The sequence below is a fragment of the Rugamonas sp. FW305-51 genome, assembly GCF_058786935.1.
The window spans coordinates 40,722-58,980 of the sequence record NZ_JBYSZG010000023.1 but is presented as its reverse complement, the minus strand read 5'-3'; the positions used below and the strand labels follow the sequence as shown (position 1 = coordinate 58,980).

The window sequence follows — 18,259 nt, the reverse complement described above, 5'->3', positions numbered from 1 at the left end:
CCCTGTGTAACATATTGTAAATTGGCAATTGCGCTTACGGCTTCCCCCTAGGGCGTACGGGCCTGCGGCGCTGCGGCGGTGCCGGCGATGCCCGGGTGTTGTGGGGGTGATATAAGTGAAACACGTAGTGGCTGGCCCTAGTGCATCGGCGGTCGTTGCCATGCATAATGCAACATAACGTTACACGTCCCTCTTATGCGTCCATCCTTGCTCCGCTTGCTGCATTACCCGGCGTTCATCGCGCTGTATCTGTTGCTCGACTGGGCCACCTATCTCTACCCCCTGTACGGCCTGAACATCACGCCGTGGAACCCGGACCCGGCCCTGGGCCTGGTGTACTGGCTGCGCTACGGGCGGCGCGCCGCGTTGCCCCTGTTCCTGGCCCTGCTGGGCGGCGAAGTGCTGGTGCGCGGCATGCCGGCCGGGCTCCTCCTCACGCTGGCCGGCGCGCTGTGGCTGACGGCCGCCTATGGCTTGATGGGCGCCACCTTGCGGCGCGACTTTTCCAGCGCCGACATGTTCGACAACCGGGGCCGCCTGTTCCACTGGGTCGCCATCGTGGCCGCCGGCACCCTGTTCAACGGGGTGGGCTACATTTCCCTGCTGACCGGTGCCGGCCTGGTGCCGCCGTCCCAGTGGGCGCTGGCGTTGATGCGCTTTGGCATCGGCGATATGGTGGGCATCCTGGTGTCGATGCCGCTGATGTGGATGCTGGCCAGCGCCGCGGGCCGGGCGCGCCTGCGCCGCATCCTGGCCCGCGGCGAGACGCTGGCCTACCTGGCGCTGGCCATGCTGGTGCTGTACGGCGTGTTCGGCTCGATCGCCAGTTCCGAATTCAAGCACTTCTATTTCCTGTTCCTGCCCGTGATCTGGGCCGCCTCGCGCCAGGGCCTGTACGGTACGGCGCTGATCGTGTTCGTGCTGCAGACGGGCATCATCGCCCTCGTCAAGTGGCATGGGGCGCGCGACCTGGCCGTCTACGAACTGCAGATGCTGGACGCGGTGCTGGCGCTGGTGGGCTTTTTCATCGGCATCGTGGTCGACGAGTTGCGCAAGGTGGCGGCCGACCTGCGCCAGTCGCTGCGGCTGGCGGCGGCCGGCGAGATGGCAGCCGCCCTGGCCCACGAACTGAACCAGCCGCTCACGGCCCTGTCGGCCTACGGCAAGGCCTGCGAGCACTTGCTCGCGCGGGGCGAAGGCGGGGCCCTGCTGCAAGATACGATAGGGCGCATGGTGGTCGAGGCGGGGCGGGCGGCCGACGTGGTGCGCCGCCTGCGCGACTTTTTCCGCACCGGCGCCATGCGCCTGGAACCGGTGTCGGCCGTCGCCCTGGTGCAGGGCATCGCCACCCAGTTCCAGCTGTCGTTCCGCCAGCATGGCATCGTGCTGACGGTACAGGTGGACCCGGCCCTGTCGCTGCGGGCCGACCGGCTGCAGGTGGAACTGGTGCTGCGCAACCTGCTCGACAACGCCAGCGACGCCGTGCTGGCGCGCCCCCCCGGCGCCCGCCGCATCGACGTGACGGCCGTGCCGGTGGCCGACGGGCGGCTGCGGCTCAGTGTGGAGGACAGCGGCACCGGCGTGTCCGAAGCGCTGGCTGCGCGCCTGTTCGAGCCGTTCGCCTCGTCCAAGGCCAGCGGCCTGGGACTGGGCCTGGTGCTGAGCCGGGCCATCGTCGAAGCCCACGGCGGCAGCCTGTGGGCCGAGGTGGGTACGCACGGCATTTTCCGATTCGATTTACCCATGGCGGCACAGGGAGAACAACTTGCCACATAATTTGACTGTCTTTATCGTCGACGACGATCCGGCCGTGCGCGACGCGCTGGGCCTGCTGCTGGGCGTGCGCGGCTACCGCACCGCCGTGTTCGCCAGCGGCGAAGCGTTCCTGCAGGCGTGGCGGCCGGACTGGGCCGGCTGCCTGCTGATCGATATCCGCATGTCCGGCATGGACGGGCTGGCCCTGCAGCAGGAGCTGGCCGCGCGCGGTTGCCAGATCCCCGTCATCATCGCCACCGGCCATGGCGACGTGGGGTCGGCGCGCACCGCGTTCAAGGCCAACGCCATCGATTTCCTGGAAAAGCCGTTCGACGACGCCAAGCTGGTGGCCGCCATCGAGGAAGGCTATGCGCGCGAGCAGCGCCACCGCGGCAGCCAGCGCCAGCGCCAGCACAGCGCCGAGCTGCTGGCCACGCTCACGCCGCGCGAGCGCGAAGTGCTGCAACTGGTGGTGACGGGCCAGCACAACCGCGACATCGGGCCGGCGCTGGGCATCAGCGTGCGCACGGTGGAAGTGCACAAGGCGCGCCTGATGAGCAAGCTGGGGGTGGACAATGTGGCCGACCTGGTGCGGCTGACCATGTCCGGCGGGCCGGGCTAGCGGGGGCGGGCCGGTGCGCCCGGCCAGGACGGCGATCCCGTCCCGTGCGGTGCGGTTGGCCTGCGCGGCGACGCTGTCTTGGCAGGTGGGCCTGGCCTGCGCGGCGCCTGGCCCGGATGGGGAAGCCTAGTCCGTCCGGCCCGCGCGGCGCCGGGCGCGCCAGGCGCGCAAGCGGCGGCTGAGCGTCAGGCGCAGGTGCAGCAGCCGGCTGCCGGTCAGCACCTGGCGCAGCTGGCGGGCGTTGTGGCGGTCGTCGGCGCTGCCGGCGGCCAGCGCGGCCAGCACCTGCTCGGGCTGGCCGAACAGGCTGGACAGGAACAGCTGGCGCAGCCGGTCCAGCAGCGCCGCGTGGCCGGCGCCGGCCAGCTGGTAGGAACTCTTGAGCGCGCTCAGGTAGAAATTGCACACGGCCGCGTCGAAGCGCCCCTGCAGCGCCGGCCCGATGCCGGCCTGCGCCAGCCCCGGCTTGACGCTGGCCAGGGCCCGCACGAAGTCCACGCACCAGGTGGCGCTGACCGTGCGCGTGATGCTGGCCGGATGCTGGCGGTAGGCCAGCAGCACGAACGGGGTGTACACCAGCTGGCGGCAGCGCGCCAGCAGCAGCGGCACCACCGACATGTCCTCGAACAGGCGCCCGGACGGGAACACGGGCTGCGCCAGCTGCAGATAGATGTCGCGCCGCACCACCTTGGTCCACAGGTGCAGCTGGCGGTCGTCGAACAGGGGAGTGAGGATGGCATCGAGCCCCGTCACCGGCTGCCCGGGCGGATAGTGCATGACGATGTCGCGGTCCTGCTGCGGCGCGTCCGGATGCCACAGGCGGAAGGCGGTGCAGATGGCGTCCGGGCGGCAGGCCGCGATCACGCGGCCCAGTTCGTCGAGCGCGCCCGGCAGCAGGCGGTCGTCGCTGTCGACGAAGGCGATGTAGTCGCCGCCGGCCAGGGCCAGGGCCGCGTTGCGGGCGTCGGCGATGCCGGCGTTCGCTTGCCGCTGCAGCACGATGCGCAGTTGCGGGTAGTCCTGCCGCACCCGCTCCACGCGCGCGGCCGTGGCGTCGGTGGAGCCGTCGTCGAGCACGATCAGTTCATGTTGCGGCCCCATCTGCGTCACGATGTGCTGCAGGCTGTCGGCGATGGTGTCCTGGGCGTTGTAGGCCGCCACCAGGATGCTGATGACGGGCGCCGGCGCGCTCACGCGTGCAAGCCCTGGGCCGCGCGCACGGTCTTGTCATCCACGCGCTGCAATACCCGGCTGTAGTTGCTGCTGGTCTGGTCGCGCGGGCTTTCCCGGTGCCACAGGTGCATCACTTCGGTGGCGAAGGCGCCGTCCTTGCGCATCACGCCCGCGTTGAACAGGCGCAGCACGGCGTCCGAATCCTCGTAACCCCAGCCCTGGAAGCTTTCGTCGAAACCGTTGATACGCTCCAGGTCGTCGCGCCAGATGCCCAGGTTGCAGCCCTTGATGCGGCGGAAGCTGAAGCGGTGGCGGCGCCGGCCCAAGTCCGGCCAGCGCGCGTGCAGCTGGACGATCTTGCTCAGGTCGCCACGCAGGCGCAGGGCCAGCTGCAGCGACAGGCTCAAACGGTTCAGGTCGAGCTGGCCGGCCACGGCGCGCGCCGTCAGCGCCTCGCTCAGCAGGATGCGGCTGCCCGTCACCATATAGCCGCGCTGGGCCAGCTTGCGGTGCTGGCGCACGAAGTCCGGCTGCGGCACGCAGTCGCCGTCCAGGAACAGCAGATAGCTGCCGCGCGCGGCCTGGATGCCCAGGTTGCGTACCCGCGCCAGCCGGAAGCCCAGGTCTTCCTGCCACACATGCTGCAGCGGCACCGGACTTTGCGCCCGTAACTGTTCGATACACTGGGCCGTATTGTGGGTCGAGCCGTCATCGGCGATAATGATTTCGAAATGGCGGTCGTCCTGGGCGAAGCAGCCCAGCAGCACGGCCTGCAGTGCGTCTGGCCGGTTGTAGGTCGAAACGATGATGGAAATGGTATAGGGTTGTTGCATGGAAACGGACAGGCCCGCTGGTTGAGGGCAGATGCACTAAGACAATAGAATGATGAATAGTACCTTATCGACGTATCCCCTTCGCACTGTTTTTATCCACAGCCTCCTGTTCAGCGTTCCCTTCCTGCTCCTGATCACCAATTCCGGTTCCGGCCTGGCCAGCCTGGTGCTGCTGGCCGTGGGCCTGTGGTGCTGGCCGGCCGGGTGGGCCGCCCTGCGTCCGCAGCTGGGCCAGGTGCGCGGCTTGCTGCTGGCGTTCGGCCTGAACCTGGCGCTGATGCTGGGCGCCTACCTGCTCGACCATGAAGTACGCCTGCGCGACCTGGAAAAACCAGTGCGCATGCTGGCCGCCGCCAGCGCCATGCTGATCGTGCTGGCGCTGCGGCCCAACCGCAAGGCCCTGTGGTGGGGGCTGATCGCCGGCACCGCCGCCGGCGCCGTATTCATCGCCTATCAGCGCTGGGGGCTGCACATGGACCGGCCCGGCGGCCTGATCAACGCCATCACCTTCGGCGACCTGTCGCTGTGCATGGGCATGCTGTGCCTGGCCGCCTCGCTCGATTTCACGGGCCGCAGCGCGCTGTGGCCGGCGCTGGGCGCGCTGGCCGGGCTGCTCGGTTCGGTGGCCACCGGTACCCGCGGCGGCTGGGTCGCCATCGTGCTGGCGGTGATCCTGCTGGCCCGTTACGGCCGGGTGCTCGCGGGCCGCCTGCGCCAGGGCGTGGGCTGGCTGGCGCTGGCCCTGTTCGTCAGTACCTATTTCATTCCGCAGACGGGGGCGCGCGAGCGTGTCGAGCAGGGCATCGCCGACGTGCAGCAGTATCTGGCCGGCGGCGCCAGCAACGCCAACACCAACGTCGGCGTGCGCCTCGAGCTGTGGCGCGGCGGCGCGTTGCTGGTGACCAGGCATCCGTGGCTGGGCGCCAGCGTGGCCCAGGTCAAGCGCGAAAAGCAGGAACTGGTGACGCAGGGCGTGCTGCCCGAGTTCGTCATGCAGTACGACCATTTCCATAACGATGCGCTGCACGCCACCGTGTTTGGCGGCGTGGCCGGCCTGCTGGCCTGGGCCGGCACGCTGCTGCTGCCGTTCCTGTACTTCCGGCGCTGCCTGCGGCGCAGCCGCCAGGGACAGCCGGCGCTGGCCGCGCCGGCCCTGGCCGGCATGTTGCTGGTGCTGGGCTACTTTGGCTTCGGCTTGACCGAAGTGATCTTCTGGACCGGCCATGCCGCCGTGTTCTATGCCGTGATGGTGTTCCTGCTGGCCGGCCTGTGCCTGAACGCGGCGCCCGCCGCGCCGGCGCCGCCCGCCTGCGCGGCGCCGGGCTGACCACCATGACCCACTACAAGGAAGCACGATGAGTCCATCCCCGGCGGCGCAGGCCCGCACCCTGGTCATTTCCCCCAACTGGATAGGCGACGCCGTGATGGCGCAGCCGCTGCTGCGGCGCCTGCGGGCGGCCCATCCGGAGCGGCCCATCGACGTGCTGGCGCCGCCTTCGGTGGCGCCCGTGTGGCGCCAGATGGCGGAGGTGGACGAGGTGCTGGAAACGCCGTTCCGCCATGGCGCGCTGCAGCTGCGCGAACGGTGGCGCTACGCGCGCGTGCTGCGCCGGCGCGGCTACGCGGATGCCTATGTGTTGCCCAACACGCTCAAGTTCGCGCTGTTGCCGTGGCTGGCCGGCATCGCGCGCCGGGTCGGCTACAAGGGCGAGAGCCGTTACGGCTTGATCAACGTGATGCACCACGACGAGCAGCCGCCCCGGCCCATGGTGGCGTTCTACGCGGCGCTGGCCGACGCGCCGCAGGCGACGTTGACGCCGGCCTGGCGCGCCGCGCTGGGCCGTCCCGCGCTGACCGCGTCGGCCGGCCAGATCGCGGCCGCCAATGCCCGTGCCGGGCTCGATCCGGCCCGTCCGCTGCTGGCGTTCGCCCCCGGGGCCGAATTCGGCGGCGCCAAGCGCTGGCCGGCCGAACACTTCGCGGCCCTGGCCCAGGCCGTGCTGGCGGCCCATCCGCAAGCCCAGATTGCGCTGTTCGGTTCGCCCAAGGACAGTGAAGTGTGCGAGGCGGTGCGGGCCGCAGCCGGCGGCACGGACGCCATCGTCAACCTGGCCGGCGCCACCAGCCTGGCCGAGGCCGTGGCCCTGATCGCGCGCGCGGCGGCCGTGGTGGCCAACGATTCGGGCTTGCTGCACATCGCCTCGGCCCTGAACCGGCCCGTGCTGGCCCTGTACGGGCCCACCGATCCCGACCACGCGCCGCCGTTCTCCGACCTGGCCGCCGCGCTGTCGCTGCGGCTCGCGTGCGCGCCCTGCCGGCAGCGCGAGTGCCCGCTGGGGCACCAGGATTGCATGCGCAAGCTGCTGCCGGACATGGCCTGGCGCAGCCTGCAGCCTATGCTGGCGCACCCTCGCTGAGGGGCGCGGCGCCGCCCAGGCGCCCCAGCGCGCCGATGGCGACCTGGGGCGGCACCGTGTGCGCGCCATCGAACTGCTGGAATTCCACGTCGTAGCCGGCCGCCGTCAGGTGGCGCGCGATATCCTGGCCCCGTTGCACGGGCAGCACGGCGTCGGCCGCGCCATGGGCAATGAACACGCGGGGCCGGCCCGTGATGCGCAGCGGCCGGGCGAAGCCGGGCGAGAATGCCAGCACGTCGCCGAACAGGTCGCCATTGGCCAGGCCGACCGACAGCGCGTACGAGGCGCCGTCGGAAAAGCCGCCGATGGCCAGCCCATGGGGCGCGATGGCGTAGTGCTGCATGGTCCAGCTTAACAACAGGTCGATGAAGGCCAGGTCCGGGCCGTAGCCGCCGCGCAGCAAGTCCCAGCTGCTGTCCAGGGCGCGCGGCGCCAGCAGGAAGGCGCCGTGCAGCATGGCGTGGCCGAGGGCCGTCGCTTCGGCGCCGCCGTCGCGGCGACCGGCGCCATGCAGCAGCAACAGCAGCGGCGCGCCCTGCGCATTGGCGTGGCCGGGGGCGTAGAACACGGTTTCACGTCCGTTGGGAAAGAGCAGCGTGTGCAGGCCGGGCGCGATGGTGGGCGCGGCCGAGGGGGGCTGGGGCCGCGCGTACAGCCGTCCTTCGCTGTAGGCGCCGTCCGGGACGGCGGAAGTGGGAGCCATGGCAGCTTGCCTGTGCGCGCAATGGACAATAACAGCAGCTTACTCCTTTTGCCGCACGCGGGGGGCGCCGGCGCTGCGTGGCGGCGACAGTGGCGGCAGAAATTAGAGGGCGCGCTCGGTTTTGCTATTTTTTGTGGCAAACAAAATTGTTACTGTTATAATGACACTGTCTTTTAGGAAACAATAATTAACAACAGAAAATAGACAGGAAACCCTACATGAAATTTGCCACCCTCCTCAAGTCGTTCGCCGTCACCGCCCTGTTTGCGGCCGCCAGCAGCCATGCCGCCACTGAACTGATCAGCAACGGCAGCTTCGAACAGAACCTGCAAGCATCCGGCACCTGGGACATCTACAACAACCTGAATGGCTGGCACGGCGCCAACAAGACCGGCATCGAGCTGCGCGACAATGTGGCCGGCACCGCTTTCGACGGCAAGAATTTCGTCGAGCTGGACACCACCGCCAACAGCGCCATGTGGCAGGAAATCAACGACGTGGCCGGCCAGCACTACACGCTGAGCTTCGCGTTTGCCGACCGCGCCGGCGTGGCCTCGTCCTCGCAGGGCGTGCAAGTGTTCTGGGGCGAGCAAAGCCTGGGCGTGTTCAACAATGCCAGCCAGTGGACCACCAAGACTTTCGACGTGACCGGCAACAAGGGCGGCACCAAGCTGAGCTTCGTGGCCGTCGGCACCAGCGACAGCCTGGGCACCTCGATCGACAATGTCTCGCTGACGTCGGCCGTGCCGGAACCGGAAAGCTACGCCATGCTGCTGGCAGGCCTGGGCCTGGTCGGTTTCCGGGCGCGTCGCAAAGCGGCCAAGTAAAGATCGCGCATCGCGCGCCGGCGCCCGTTTCGGGGGGCGGGCGAAATCAACGGCCCGGCCGCGTCAGCGCCCGGGCCGTTGTGCGTTTTGCCGCCGCCGTCGCGGCCACCGTGGCTAGGCCAGCGACATGGTCACTGTCGTGATGGCGTCGGACTGCACGCTGACGGCCTTGTCGAGCGACAGCGACGGCGTGCCGCGCGTGGCCAGGCGCAGCCGGTGGTGGCCCGGCGCCACGTTCACGCAAGACCAGATGGTGCCCGTGAACGGCTGCGGCGCCTCGTCGTCCAGCCCGATGTCGACCGTCTGCACCTGGCCATCCTTGTGGCTGAGCGAGAGTTCGATGGCGCCGCTGGCGCGGCCCGCCGCCACCGACAGCCGCACCGTTTCCAGCGACTTGTCGCTCGCGTCGCGCTGGGCACGGATGGCGTCGCCCAGCGCCGCCATGCTGGTGCTGAATTCGGCGGCCCATTTGCTCGTCTCCTCCGCCTGCAGGCGCACCGTGTCGTCCTCATACTGGCGGGCCAGTTCGAACAGGTTACGGACGTCGGCGTCGTCCAGCGCACCATGGCGGGCCAGCAGGTAGCCGGCCCACTCCAGTTCGAAGCGGCGGCTGCGGTTCTCGATGGCGACCACGGTCGTGATGTAGCGCAGCCAGCCGCTGGACCAGCCGAAGATGCGGTCGGCGCCCTGCAGCAGTCCGGCCAGGGCCAGCGCCACCACGCCGCTTTGCGTGCACTGCAGGCGCAGCGCGCTGGCGTCGCTGAAGCCGGCCGCCACCGGCAGCAGCGAGCCGACGATCAGCAGCAGGAAAGTGGCGCCGCGCACCCACCACGAAATGCGGCGCTTGACGGCGATGCTGGACCAGTACCAGCCGCGGATGGCGGCACAGGTGGCATTGGCGTGCTCGTAGATGGTCTTGAGCGCAGCGGCGGGTTGCTGGTCCTGGTACTGGTTCCAGGGCAGGAGATTGGTGTGGCTGACGTCGGTAGCGGTCATGTGGGTGGCAAGCAAGGCGGTCAATGGAAAAGAGGGCGGACATGGTGCGTCCATCAAACTGTAATGCATTTGCATCCTGTTCGCACAAGCCGGCGCATGAAAAGATGGTCTGGATGACGGCGCCGCCGGTGCCGCATCCTCCACCCAGCGATAGGAACCATCATGCACAAGCTAATCCTGATTGCACTATTGAGCGTACTGGCCCGCGGCGTAGCGGCGCAGCAGCCGGCAGCGGACACGGTACACATTCCGGCGGCGGCCGAGCGCATCGTGCTGCCCGAACATCCCTACCACATGAGCGAGGGCGACTTCTACGATTACCAGGGCACGTATGAACTGTCCAACGGGCAGACCTTGCGCCTGTCCAGCCGGGGCTACGCCATGTATGCCCAGGTGGACAACGAACGGCGCCACCGGCTGGTGGCCGCCTCCGCCAACTCCTTCGTTGCCATGGACCGCCAGCTGAAGGTGCGCATCGACCTGGGGCCGAACGATAGCGTGGGCGGCGAACTGGTGATGGTGGTGCCGGCCGCGCCCCTGGCCGGTGGCGGCGCGGGCGAGCGGCTGCTGGTGGCGTCCTTCCACTGAACCGTTGGCGCCGATGCCCAGGCGGGCATGTTCAATGGGGCGACGGGGCGGCCGGCCAGCCGGCCAGCAGGCTGGCCAGCGCCGCCTTGTCGCCCACCTCCAGTTTCAGATAAATGCGCTGCACCAGGTTGCGTACCGTCGCCGGCGCCAGGCCCAGCCGGGCGGCGATTTCCTTGCACGATAGACCCTAGCCGTAATGGACCGCCACTTGCCCTTCGCGCGGGCTCAGTTGCGCCAGCGGCGATTGCCGGCACACGCGCAGGAACAGCAGCTGGCCGACACGGCTGGCCATCACCACCACGTGCGCGCCGGCGTAGCCGCTGGCGCCGGGCCTGGCCAGCGCGGCCAGCAGGGCGGGCGGCAGGCGGGCGGCGCGCCAGTCCTGCCATTCCAGCGCCAGCAGCCGGCTGCACTGGGGCGCGCAATACTGCATGGTGCCGTCCAGCCGCGCGATGATCAGTTCCCCGTGCCCGTCCGGCGCCGCCCCGGCGGCCAGCTGGCGATTGAGCTTGAGCGCTTCCAGCAGATGCGGCATCAGTGCGCGCATCAGGCGCTGTTCGCGTGGCAGGAAATGGGCGTCGTCGCGCGCGCGGAAAAACGATAGCGCATCAACGTAGCCGCTGTCCGTATCGGGCAGCAACATGGACAGGCCGTCCTGGTGCCGGTACCGTTCGGCATAGTCGCGCAGGATAGCGCGCTGCGGGGCCCGGAACAGAGTGGGCGTGTGAAAGCTGACGGCGCGGCCGGACTGTGCGCGCAGCGTGGCCATGACCGGGTCATGACGATTGATGCTTGCCCAGTCCAGCACACTGTCCACCGGTTCGTGGTAGGTGAGGCTGGCGTGGACCAGGGCGGCGTCGCCGGAAAATTCCACCTGCATCAGGCGCGCCGAGTCGAACGGCAGCACGGCCTGTACCAGCCCCAGCGCCACATCGGGAAACTCACCGGCCGGCAGCGTGCGCGCGGCGCGGTACAGTGCCAGCAGCAGGGTGCCGTCGTGTTCCATGGCAGGTTGGCCGGGGTCGGCGCTGAGGTTGGAGATAAGATAACCTCGTTCAGTGTAGACGCTGCGCCGCCAATTGCGCGGCAACGACGCGACCCCGCATGCCCGCAGCGTCTATCGGCAATTGCCTTGCAAGCTGGCGCGCCATCGGGCCCAGTGGCGAAGCGGCGTGACCGGTACCGTATAATGTACAGAATATTGCACGTTATGTGTGAAACAGGAGGCAGTCATGGCAATTTCCGCGAGCGACATCATTTCGCTCTCGCAAGCCCGCGCCAACTTTTCCGAATTGGCCGAGGAGGTCAAGGCGGGTGCCGAGAAGATTATCACCAAGAATGGTGAGAGTTACGTCGCCCTGGTCGACGCGAACCGGCTGGACTATTACCACCGGCTGGAGCGCGAGCGCATACACCTGCTGCTCATTGACGAAGCCTCCAGAGGCCTTGATGACGTCGCTGCGGGCGAGGTGCAAGATGCACGTGGCGCGCTTCAGGCACTCAAGCGCCGTCGCGGGGTATAAGACGGCTGGACTTGTCCCGTGAAAACCTGGAGCTGTATGCGCAGCTCAACGGGGTCTTGTATCTGCTGGCAATCCGGCATCAGCGGCAAGTCTCGTTCGATTTCGCGGCCCATTGGAGCGGGCTACCACGCTAGCGTTGGGGCATTCCGTGCGCTTTCCTACATCAGGATCACGTCGTACTGTTCCTGGTGATAGGCCGTTTCCACCTGCAGCGAGATCTTCTTGCCGATGAAGTCGCCCAGCATGGCCAGGTGCTGCGATTCCTCTTCCAGGAACAGGTCCACCACTTCCTGCGAGGCGAGGATGCGGAATTCGCGCGGGTTGAACTGCTTGGCTTCGCGCAGCAGTTCGCGCAGGATTTCGTAGCAGATGGTGCGCGAAGTCTTGACCTGGCCCTTGCCGGCGCAGGCCGGGCACGGTTCGCACAGGATGTGGGCCAGCGATTCGCGGGTGCGCTTGCGCGTCATCTCCACCAGGCCCAGCGCCGAGAAGCCCGACACGGACACCTTGGTGCGGTCGCGCGCCAGCGTCTTTTTCAGCTCGGCCAGCACGGCGTTGCGGTGCTCGTTGTTCTCCATGTCGATGAAGTCGAGGATGATGATGCCGCCCAGGTTGCGCAGCCGCAGCTGGCGGGCGATGGCGTGCGCCGCCTCCAGGTTGGTCTTGAAGATGGTGTCGGCGAAATTGCGCCCGCCCACGAAGCCGCCCGTGTTGACGTCGATGGTGGTCATGGCCTCGGTCTGGTCGACGATCAGGTAGCCGCCCGACTTGAGGTCCACCCGCCGGCCCAGCGCGCGCAGGATTTCCTCTTCCACCCCGTACAGGTCGAACAGCGGGCGCTCGCCCGTGTAGTGCTGCAGGCGCGGCAGCACGCTGGGGGTGTAGGTCTGGGCGAATGCCGACAGGGCGATGTAGTTCTCGCGCGAGTCGACCTGGATGGTGGCCGTTTCCTCGTGCACGAAGTCGCGCAGCACGCGCTGGGCCAGGCTCAGGTCCTGGTGCAGCAGCGTGGTGGCGGGCTTGGTGCGGGCGCCGTTGGTGATGGAGGCCCAGGTCTTGCGCAGGTATTCGACATCGGCGCCGATGTCGGCGTCGGTCGCGTCCTCGGCCTGGGTACGCACGATGTAGCCGCCCTTTTCGTCGGCCGGCAGCAGCCCTTGCAGGCGCGCGCGCAGCGCTTCGCGGTCCGCTTCCTTTTCGATCTTCTGCGAGATGCCGATGTGGGTATCCTGCGGCAGGTAGACCAGCATGCGCCCGGCGATGGAAATCTGGGTCGACAGGCGCGCGCCCTTGGTGCCGATGGGGTCCTTGATCACCTGCACCGTCAGCACCTGGCCGTCGAACAGGATTTTTTCGATCGGGGTGGGGGCCGCGTTCTGGCCGTCGTGCGGACGCGCTTCCCAGATGTCGGCCACGTGCAGGAAGGCGGCCCGTTCCAGGCCGATGTCGATGAAGGCCGACTGCATCCCCGGCAGCACCCGCACCACCTTGCCGGAATAGACGTTGCCGGCCAGGCCGCGCGTGAGCGTGCGCTCGATGTGCAGTTCCTGCACGGCGCCTTGTACGATCAGGGCGACCCGCGTTTCCTGCGGGGTGATGTTGATCAGGATGTCTTCGTTCATGCGGCTAGGGCCTGTGGTTGGTGGGCGCGAATGGGGATCATACACGGTTCGCCATCGTTGCAACATGGCAGCGACGCCACAGTGGGGCAGGCCGCGTGGCAGGCCGCGCGCCCCTGCTGGCGTCCTTGCGCGCAGCGCGGCGCTCGTGGCGCAGCCGCGGCTGGCCGCGGCGGCCGTTCAGGGCAGGGGCAGGCCGGCCTGGCGCAGCAGCTGCGCCGTCTCGAACAGGGGCAGGCCCATGATGCCGGAATGGCTGCCTTCGATATGCTCGATGAACTGGGCCGCCAGGCCCTGGATGCCGTAGCCGCCGGCCTTGTCGTACGGCTCCTGGGTGGCGCAGTAGGCGTCGATGGCGCCCTGGCTCAGGGTGCAGAAGCGCACGTCCGACACTTGCGTGATCTGGCCGGCGAAATCGGCATGGTGCACGGCCACCGAGGTCAGGACCTGGTGGGTGCGGCCGGACAGGCGCCGCAGCATGGCCTTGGCTTCGTTGGGATTGGCCGGCTTGCCCAGGATGTCGCCGTCGAGGGTGACGGTGGTGTCGGCGCTGAGCACGGCGCGCGGCGTCAGGTGGCGCCGGTGCACCAGCGTGTAGGCGAAGGCCGCCTTCTCGCGCGCCACGCGGGCCACGTAGACGGCCGGGGTCTCGCCCGGTATCACGTCCTCGGTCACGTCGGCGCCGCGCGGGCCGTCGCTGCGCAGCAGCAGCAGTTCGAAGTCGATCCCGATCTGGCGCAGCAGTTCGCGCCGGCGCGGGCTTTTCGAGGCGAGATAGATCTTCTTGTCGACCGGTTTCATCGTTTTATTATAGTAGGGTCAGACGCGATGGTAAGGGTGGTTCTGCGTGATCGACCAGGCCCGGTACAGCTGCTCGGCCAGCATCACGCGCACCATGCCATGCGGCAGGGTCATGCTGGAAATGCGGATCAGCCCTTCGGCGCGGGCCTTCAAGGCCGGATCGAGGCCGTCGGCGCCGCCGATCAGGAAGGCCGTGTCGCGCCCGTCCTGCTGCCAGCTTTCCAGCTGCTGGGACAGGCCGACGGAGGTGAGGTCCTTGCCGCGCTCGTCGAGCGCGATGATGCGCACCGACTTGGGCAGGGCCGCCTCGATGCGCTCGCGTTCGAGCGCCATGGCGGTGGCGGCGGTCTTGCTGCCGGAACGGTCGACCGGCTTGATTTCCTTGAGCACGATGCGCAGTTCCGGCGGCATGCGCTTCGCGTATTCGGCGAAGCCCGTTTCTATCCAGGCCGGCATCTTGTGGCCGACCGCAGCGATAATCAGCTGCATCGGCCCTTACTCGGCCACTTTCTTGATGCGCTTGATGACGGTCTTGGCCGGCGCTTCCTTGTCGGCGACCGCTTTCGGCGCCTTCGGCTTGGGCGGCAGGGCCTTCAGGGCGGCGGCGGCGGCCGTGGCGCTCTTGGTGGCGGCAACCTTGACCACTTTGCCGACCGGGGCGGCGACCTTCTTGGCGGCCGGTTTCTTGGCGGCGGCGGCCGGCTTGGCGGCAGCGGCTTTCCTGGCCGGGGCTTTCTTCTCTACCACGGGCGTCGCTTCCACGGCGGCCTTGGAGGCAGCCAGGTGGCCGCTGGTTTTCTTTGGCGCCGCCTCGGCGTCGCTCTTCTTGGCGCGCTTGGCCGCGCCCAGCTTGACGGGCTTGTCGCCCCAGATCTCTTCCAGGCGGTAGTAGGCGCGGATCGGGGCCTGCATGATGTGGACGATCATGTCGCCCAGGTCGACCAGCACCCATTCGCCGGTGTCCTCGCCTTCCATGCCGTAGACGCTGCCGCCGGCATCCTTGACCTTGTCGCGCACGGACGCGGCCAGCGCCTTGGTCTGCCGGTTGGAGGTACCGGAGGCGATGGCGATGCGGTCGAACAGGCTGGTCAGGTGGGTGGTGTCGAACAGGACGATGTCTTGGGCCTTGACGTCTTCCAGGGCGTCAACGACGAGGGATTGCAGTTTTTTGATGTCCATTTAGCTTTTGTATAAATTATGTTGTTCAATATAGTCTAGCACTCGCGGGGCGATAAGCGAATTTGCCTGTTCCCCCCGTTGTAATGCCGCACGTATTTGGGTGGCGGAGATATCCACCGCAAAGTCCTGTGCCAGATAAGTCAGACCGTGCGGCGTGTTGCGGATTTGTTCAGGGCTTCCCAGCCGGCGTTTAAATTCCTGTGCCACCTCCGGCGCCACGCTGTCGAGCGCAAAGCCGGGGCGGGCCGCCACACAGAAGTGGGCGTAGTCGAACAGCTGGCGCCAATCGCGCCAGGTGCCGAAATTCTGCAACTGGTCGGCGCCCATCAGGAAGGCGACCGACGCCTGCGGTCCCAGTTCCTGGCGCACCTGGCGCAGGGTGTCGACGGTGTAGGTCGGCTGGCCCCGCTCGCTGCGTTCGATTTCCTGCAAGTCCACCACCACCGGGAACGGCTGGCCGGCGAAGGCCAGCTGCACCATCTCGGCCCGCTGGCGCGGGGTGGCCTGCAGATTGGTTTTCTGCCACGGGCTGCCGGCCGGGATCACACGCAGCTGGTCCGTTTGCAGCAGTTGGGCGAAATGGGCGCCGAGCGCGACATGACCGACATGGACCGGATCGTAACTGCCTCCCAGCAGTGCGACACGGCGCGTCACGTCGTCAGCCAGTCCCGGGGCGGCAGGAAGTCCGTGTACAGCGCCGCTTCCGGCGTGCCCGCTTCCGGCTGCCAGTCGTAGCGCCACTTGGCCAGCGGCGGCATCGACATCATCATCGATTCCGTGCGGCCGGCGCCCGACTGCAGGCCGAACAGCGTGCCGCGGTCGAACACCAGGTTGAATTCCACGTAGCGGCCGCGCCGGTAAGTCTGGAAATCGCGTTCGCGCTCGCCGTAGGGCAGGTCCTTGCGCCGCTCCAGCAGCGGCAGGTAGGCCGTCAGGAAGGCGTCGCCCACGCTGCGCGTCATGGCGAAGCAGTGTTCGAAACCGCCCGCGTTGACGTCGTCAAAGAAGATGCCGCCCACGCCGCGCGCCTCGCGCCGGTGCTTGAGGTAGAAATACTCGTCGCACCACTGCTTGAAGCGCGGATGCAGGTCGGCGCCGTAAGGCGCCAGCGCGTCGGCGCAGCTCTGGTGGAAATGGCGTGCGTCTTCCTGGAAGCCGTAATAGGGCGTCAGGTCCATGCCGCCGCCGAACCACCAGACGGGCGTGCCGTCGGCCGCGCTGGTGGCGAAAAAGCGCACGTTCATGTGCACCGTGGGCGCATACGGATTGCGCGGATGGAGCACCAGCGACACCCCCATCGCCTCCCATGGCTGGCCGCCCAGGTCGGGGCGGTGGGCCGAAGCGGACGGCGGCAGTTTGGCGCCCTTGACGTGCGAGAAGTTACAGCCGCCCCGTTCGAAGACATGGCCTTCCTCGATCACGCGCGTGATGCCGCTGCCGCCCTCGGGGCGGTCCCAGGCGTCGCGCCGGAACGGCGCCCCGTCCAGCGTCTCGAGCGCCTGCACGATGCGGTCTTGCAGCTCGAGCAGGTAAGCCTTGACGGCCGTAGGGTTGGGAGAAAGCGACATGGCGCGGTGCGGAGAAAAAAAGTAAGGGTCGATTGTACCCGTTTGCGCGTCTTTGTGATAGCAAAAACCGGACCGTGAAAATCGGGGTCAGTTCCGGCAAATGGACACGGGCTTAGCCGTAGAAAGTCAAAGGAGCTCTAAGCCGGCTTCAAAAATGGGGACGTACCCCTTTTTTGAGGGTCAGTTCCGGCAAATGGACACGGGCTTAGCCGTAGCAACTTCTACGGAAGAGTTTGTGTCTGAATGCCGGAACTGACCCCGGTTTTAGGTGTTAGTGCTTCAGGCCGCGCCAGCCGATGTCGCGCCGGCATTGCATGCCGTCGAAATGGATATGATCGACGGCGTCGTAGGCTTGCTTCTGCGCCATCTTGATGCTGTCGCCCAGGCCCACCACGCACAGCACGCGGCCGCCCGTGACCACCAGCTGGCCGCCCACTTCGGCCGTGCCGGCGTGGAAGGTGACCGATTCGGCCGTCTCGGCCGGGATGCCGTCGATCACGGCGCCCTTGACCGGGGTGTCCGGATAGCCGGCCGCGGCCAGCACCACGCCCACGGCCGTGCGGCGGTCCCACTCCAGTTCGACGGCGTCCAGCGTGCCGTTGACGGCGTGTTCCATCACGCCCAGCAGGTCGGTCTTCAGGCGCGACATGATGGGCTGGGTTTCCGGATCGCCCATGCGGCAGTTGAATTCCAGCGTCTTGGGATTGCCGGCCGCGTCGATCATCAGGCCCGCGTACAGGAAGCCGGTAAACTGGATGCCGTCCTTGGCCATGCCGGCGATGGTGGGGTTGATGATTTCGCGCATCACGCGCGCATGCATGGCCGGGGTCACGATGGGGGCCGGCGAGTAGGCCCCCATGCCGCCCGTGTTGGGGCCTTCGTCGTTGTCCTTGAGGCGCTTGTGGTCCTGGCTGGTGGCCAGCGGCAGCACGTTCTTGCCGTCGCACATGACGATGAAGCTGGCCTCTTCGCCGGCCAGGAATTCCTCGATCACGATGCGGGCGCCGGCGTCGCCGAAGCGGTTATCGGCCAGCATGTCGTCCACCGCGCGGTGCGCTTCTTCCAGCGTCATGGCGACCACCACGCCCTTGCCGGCGGCCAGGCCGTCGGCCTTGATGACGATGGGTGCACCCATGGCGTCGATGTAGGCGTGGGCCGGGGCCACGTCGGAGAAGGTCTGGTAGGCGGCCGTCGGGATGCCATGGCGGTGCATGAAGGCCTTGGCGAAGTCCTTGGACGACTCGAGCTGCGCCGCTTCTTTCGTCGGGCCGAAGATCTTCAGGCCGCGCGCGCGGAACAGGTTGACGATGCCGCCGGCCAGCGGGGTTTCGGGGCCGACCACGGTCAGGCCGATGTGCTCCTGCTCGACGAAATTGGCCAGTTCATGCAGGTCCGTGATGTTGACGTTGACCAGGCGCGCATCGCGCGCCGTGCCGCCGTTGCCGGGGGCGACATACACCATCTGGATGCGTTCCGATTGTGCCAATTTCCATGCCAGCGCGTGCTCACGGCCGCCGGAGCCGACTACCAAAATTTTCATCAGTGCCTCCAAGAAGCCCCGCCGTTCAGGGCGGGGCGATAACAAGACAGTCTCCGTGGAGCCGTCAATACAATTGAACTTTTCTGCATGTCGAACATTCTAAGCTGTATGCGTT

19 protein-coding genes and 1 pseudogene are annotated in these 18,259 nt (G+C 67.7%); 7 read left to right on the top strand and 13 right to left on the bottom strand.

From position 1 onward, the window contains the following. Positions 1 to 207: 207 nt before the first annotated feature. Positions 208 to 1,776, top strand: coding sequence for a sensor histidine kinase (locus tag AC3WOS_RS16775; protein ID WP_492717159.1), 1,569 nt, complete (start codon positions 208 to 210; stop codon positions 1,774 to 1,776). Continuing rightward, positions 1,766 to 2,377: a response regulator transcription factor gene (locus tag AC3WOS_RS16770; protein ID WP_492717158.1), complete on the top strand. Its 612-nt coding sequence runs from the start codon at positions 1,766 to 1,768 to the stop codon at positions 2,375 to 2,377. The genes AC3WOS_RS16775 and AC3WOS_RS16770 overlap by 11 nt, the downstream gene beginning before the upstream one ends. Before the next feature lie 126 nt (positions 2,378 to 2,503). Here the strand turns inward: AC3WOS_RS16770 and AC3WOS_RS16765 are convergent, their stop codons facing one another. Together AC3WOS_RS16765 and AC3WOS_RS16760 are read right to left on the bottom strand one after the other, a co-directional pair. Further along, a complete protein-coding gene (locus AC3WOS_RS16765) occupies positions 2,504 to 3,571 on the bottom strand; it encodes a glycosyltransferase family 2 protein (RefSeq protein WP_492717157.1) in 1,068 nt (355 codons plus the stop codon). Next, the gene (locus AC3WOS_RS16760; RefSeq protein WP_492717156.1) at positions 3,568 to 4,383 is read right to left on the bottom strand and encodes a glycosyltransferase family 2 protein; all 816 of its coding nucleotides are present in this window, start codon (positions 4,381 to 4,383) and stop codon (positions 3,568 to 3,570) included. Before AC3WOS_RS16760 ends, AC3WOS_RS16765 begins: the two co-directional genes overlap by 4 nt. Positions 4,384 to 4,432: 49 nt before the next feature. Here AC3WOS_RS16760 and AC3WOS_RS16755 point away from each other — a divergent pair, with 49 nt between their 5' ends. Both AC3WOS_RS16755 and waaF read left to right on the top strand, forming a co-directional pair. After that, positions 4,433 to 5,710, top strand: a complete 1,278-nt coding sequence (locus AC3WOS_RS16755) for an O-antigen ligase family protein (protein ID WP_492717155.1) — start codon at positions 4,433 to 4,435, stop codon at positions 5,708 to 5,710. Between the two features lie 28 nt (positions 5,711 to 5,738). Beyond that, positions 5,739 to 6,800 (top strand): lipopolysaccharide heptosyltransferase II, encoded by a 1,062-nt coding sequence (gene waaF, locus AC3WOS_RS16750; protein WP_492717154.1) that lies wholly within the window; start codon positions 5,739 to 5,741, stop codon positions 6,798 to 6,800. On the opposite strand, the gene AC3WOS_RS16745 is transcribed toward waaF, so the two are convergent. Continuing rightward, positions 6,778 to 7,503: an alpha/beta hydrolase gene (locus AC3WOS_RS16745; protein ID WP_492717153.1), complete on the bottom strand. Its 726-nt coding sequence runs from the start codon at positions 7,501 to 7,503 to the stop codon at positions 6,778 to 6,780. The genes waaF and AC3WOS_RS16745 overlap by 23 nt on opposite strands. Positions 7,504 to 7,721: 218 nt before the next feature. Between AC3WOS_RS16745 and AC3WOS_RS16740 the strand changes: the two genes are divergently transcribed. After that, positions 7,722 to 8,330, top strand: a complete 609-nt coding sequence (locus tag AC3WOS_RS16740; protein WP_492717152.1) for a PEP-CTERM sorting domain-containing protein — start codon at positions 7,722 to 7,724, stop codon at positions 8,328 to 8,330. Between the two features lie 114 nt (positions 8,331 to 8,444). On the opposite strand, the gene AC3WOS_RS16735 is transcribed toward AC3WOS_RS16740, so the two are convergent. Beyond that, entirely contained in the window at positions 8,445 to 9,326 is an 882-nt protein-coding gene (locus tag AC3WOS_RS16735; RefSeq protein WP_492717151.1) for an SLATT domain-containing protein, read from the bottom strand. Between the two features lie 162 nt (positions 9,327 to 9,488). Between AC3WOS_RS16735 and AC3WOS_RS16730 the strand changes: the two genes are divergently transcribed. Continuing rightward, positions 9,489 to 9,914: a hypothetical protein gene (locus AC3WOS_RS16730; protein WP_492717150.1), complete on the top strand. Its 426-nt coding sequence runs from the start codon at positions 9,489 to 9,491 to the stop codon at positions 9,912 to 9,914. A 31-nt stretch (positions 9,915 to 9,945) separates the two neighbouring features. Here AC3WOS_RS16730 and AC3WOS_RS16725 read toward each other — a convergent pair. Continuing rightward, positions 9,946 to 10,089: pseudogene (locus tag AC3WOS_RS16725) on the bottom strand (LuxR C-terminal-related transcriptional regulator); the annotation flags it as partial. Positions 10,090 to 10,101: 12 nt separating this feature from the next. Next, on the bottom strand, positions 10,102 to 10,920 hold the full coding sequence (locus tag AC3WOS_RS16720; protein ID WP_492717149.1) for a hypothetical protein: 819 nt from the start codon (positions 10,918 to 10,920) through the stop codon (positions 10,102 to 10,104). Positions 10,921 to 11,146: 226 nt separating this feature from the next. Between AC3WOS_RS16720 and AC3WOS_RS16715 the strand changes: the two genes are divergently transcribed. Further along, complete coding sequence (locus AC3WOS_RS16715; protein ID WP_492717148.1) at positions 11,147 to 11,437, top strand: type II toxin-antitoxin system Phd/YefM family antitoxin; 291 nt, start codon at positions 11,147 to 11,149, stop codon at positions 11,435 to 11,437. Positions 11,438 to 11,595: 158 nt separating this feature from the next. On the opposite strand, the gene rng is transcribed toward AC3WOS_RS16715, so the two are convergent. The 7 genes from rng to purD form a co-directional block, all read right to left on the bottom strand. After that, a complete protein-coding gene (rng, locus tag AC3WOS_RS16710; protein ID WP_492717147.1) occupies positions 11,596 to 13,059 on the bottom strand; it encodes a ribonuclease G in 1,464 nt (487 codons plus the stop codon). Between the two features lie 177 nt (positions 13,060 to 13,236). Then, the gene (locus AC3WOS_RS16705) at positions 13,237 to 13,857 is read right to left on the bottom strand and encodes a Maf family protein (protein WP_492717146.1); all 621 of its coding nucleotides are present in this window, start codon (positions 13,855 to 13,857) and stop codon (positions 13,237 to 13,239) included. Positions 13,858 to 13,875: 18 nt separating this feature from the next. Further along, the gene (gene rlmH / locus AC3WOS_RS16700; RefSeq protein WP_492717145.1) at positions 13,876 to 14,346 is read right to left on the bottom strand and encodes a 23S rRNA (pseudouridine(1915)-N(3))-methyltransferase RlmH; all 471 of its coding nucleotides are present in this window, start codon (positions 14,344 to 14,346) and stop codon (positions 13,876 to 13,878) included. Positions 14,347 to 14,352: 6 nt separating this feature from the next. Continuing rightward, entirely contained in the window at positions 14,353 to 15,036 is a 684-nt protein-coding gene (gene rsfS, locus AC3WOS_RS16695) for a ribosome silencing factor (RefSeq protein ID WP_492717144.1), read from the bottom strand. After that, entirely contained in the window at positions 15,037 to 15,690 is a 654-nt protein-coding gene (locus tag AC3WOS_RS16690; RefSeq protein WP_492717143.1) for a nicotinate-nucleotide adenylyltransferase, read from the bottom strand. Further along, positions 15,687 to 16,604 (bottom strand): oxygen-dependent coproporphyrinogen oxidase, encoded by a 918-nt coding sequence (hemF, locus tag AC3WOS_RS16685; protein WP_492717142.1) that lies wholly within the window; start codon positions 16,602 to 16,604, stop codon positions 15,687 to 15,689. The genes AC3WOS_RS16690 and hemF overlap by 4 nt, the downstream gene beginning before the upstream one ends. A 271-nt stretch (positions 16,605 to 16,875) precedes the next feature. Then, a complete protein-coding gene (gene purD / locus AC3WOS_RS16680; RefSeq protein WP_492717141.1) occupies positions 16,876 to 18,144 on the bottom strand; it encodes a phosphoribosylamine--glycine ligase in 1,269 nt (422 codons plus the stop codon). Positions 18,145 to 18,259 lie beyond the last annotated feature (115 nt).

What these genes read in the sequence shown, in the direction of transcription:
- AC3WOS_RS16760 (WP_492717156.1), bottom strand. Translation starts at nt 4,383, where the DNA reads ATGCAACAACCCTATACCATTTCCATCATCGTTTCGACCTACAACCGG.
- AC3WOS_RS16755 (WP_492717155.1), top strand. Translation starts at nt 4,433, where the DNA reads ATGATGAATAGTACCTTATCGACGTATCCCCTTCGCACTGTTTTTATC.
- waaF (WP_492717154.1), top strand. Translation starts at nt 5,739, where the DNA reads ATGAGTCCATCCCCGGCGGCGCAGGCCCGCACCCTGGTCATTTCCCCC.
- AC3WOS_RS16745 (WP_492717153.1), bottom strand. Translation starts at nt 7,503, where the DNA reads ATGGCTCCCACTTCCGCCGTCCCGGACGGCGCCTACAGCGAAGGACGG.
- AC3WOS_RS16740 (WP_492717152.1), top strand. Translation starts at nt 7,722, where the DNA reads ATGAAATTTGCCACCCTCCTCAAGTCGTTCGCCGTCACCGCCCTGTTT.
- AC3WOS_RS16735 (WP_492717151.1), bottom strand. Translation starts at nt 9,326, where the DNA reads ATGACCGCTACCGACGTCAGCCACACCAATCTCCTGCCCTGGAACCAG.
- AC3WOS_RS16730 (WP_492717150.1), top strand. Translation starts at nt 9,489, where the DNA reads ATGCACAAGCTAATCCTGATTGCACTATTGAGCGTACTGGCCCGCGGC.
- AC3WOS_RS16720 (WP_492717149.1), bottom strand. Translation starts at nt 10,920, where the DNA reads ATGGAACACGACGGCACCCTGCTGCTGGCACTGTACCGCGCCGCGCGC.
- AC3WOS_RS16715 (WP_492717148.1), top strand. Translation starts at nt 11,147, where the DNA reads ATGGCAATTTCCGCGAGCGACATCATTTCGCTCTCGCAAGCCCGCGCC.
- rng (WP_492717147.1), bottom strand. Translation starts at nt 13,059, where the DNA reads ATGAACGAAGACATCCTGATCAACATCACCCCGCAGGAAACGCGGGTC.
- AC3WOS_RS16705 (WP_492717146.1), bottom strand. Translation starts at nt 13,857, where the DNA reads ATGAAACCGGTCGACAAGAAGATCTATCTCGCCTCGAAAAGCCCGCGC.
- rlmH (WP_492717145.1), bottom strand. Translation starts at nt 14,346, where the DNA reads ATGCAGCTGATTATCGCTGCGGTCGGCCACAAGATGCCGGCCTGGATA.
- rsfS (WP_492717144.1), bottom strand. Translation starts at nt 15,036, where the DNA reads ATGGACATCAAAAAACTGCAATCCCTCGTCGTTGACGCCCTGGAAGAC.
- hemF (WP_492717142.1), bottom strand. Translation starts at nt 16,604, where the DNA reads ATGTCGCTTTCTCCCAACCCTACGGCCGTCAAGGCTTACCTGCTCGAG.
- purD (WP_492717141.1), bottom strand. Translation starts at nt 18,144, where the DNA reads ATGAAAATTTTGGTAGTCGGCTCCGGCGGCCGTGAGCACGCGCTGGCA.